This window comes from Photorhabdus stackebrandtii, from assembly GCF_011189495.1.
GTDB classification, from domain to species: Bacteria; Pseudomonadota; Gammaproteobacteria; order Enterobacterales; family Enterobacteriaceae; genus Photorhabdus; species Photorhabdus khanii.
The window spans coordinates 1-667 of the sequence record NZ_PUJV01000162.1 but is presented as its reverse complement, the minus strand read 5'-3'; the positions used below and the strand labels follow the sequence as shown (position 1 = coordinate 667).

General features: G+C 48.9%; 1 protein-coding gene. It reads right to left on the bottom strand.

Annotated features, from left to right (window positions below; genetic code table 11):
- Window positions 1-600: transposase (locus C5470_RS23195; protein ID WP_242688283.1), on the bottom strand; the 600-nt coding region annotated here is incomplete at its 3' end.
- Window positions 601-667: the final 67 nt, after the last annotated feature.

The following is a 667-nucleotide window of genomic DNA, read 5'->3' as shown; positions in this document are numbered from 1 at the left end:
CTGTTCCAATTGCTTAATGCGTTTTTCTGTCCGCGCAGTAGCGGGCGCTGCCGTGAGGGCGCTTTTTTCTCGTGAAATCGCTTCCTGAGTCAAAAGATGATAATAAGAGCACGCAGCTTCAATCACTGTTCCGTCACCCGCCAGGCACGAAATCCCGGATTGGCTGCGGCGCAAAACAGATAAGGTCAGTTCTTTAAAAAACGTCCCTGTCAGGACAGCTTGATGCTGATAAATGAAACGCCCAAGGCTGGCGTGATCAGGTGTCACGCCATAACTGACAAAAATACACCCCAAATCTAAACGCGCCAGGTGTTCAAGTGCTCTGAGCGAGCAGTGTCCTTTCATGATCCCATAAAGCAGGATCCCCATCATTGAACGGGGAGAATACGGCGCCCTGCCTGTTGAAGCATAACGGTGTTCGAAAGGTCCCCAGTCTTGTTCATCCAAAACCTCAGCGACAATAAATGCACTGCGTTCGCCCATTTGCCTGAGATAATCACAAAGGGAAAGAGAACCGGCCAATACAGGTAAATGCTGCGCTTTGACAAACTGACGTTTGGTGTGAGCAGACGATTCCAGCGTTCGAGTGAATAAGGTCATAAAAGATCGGCGTTTAACAGAAAGAACACCGATCTTAATGGATAACATGAGCTTTTGCGACACCCTC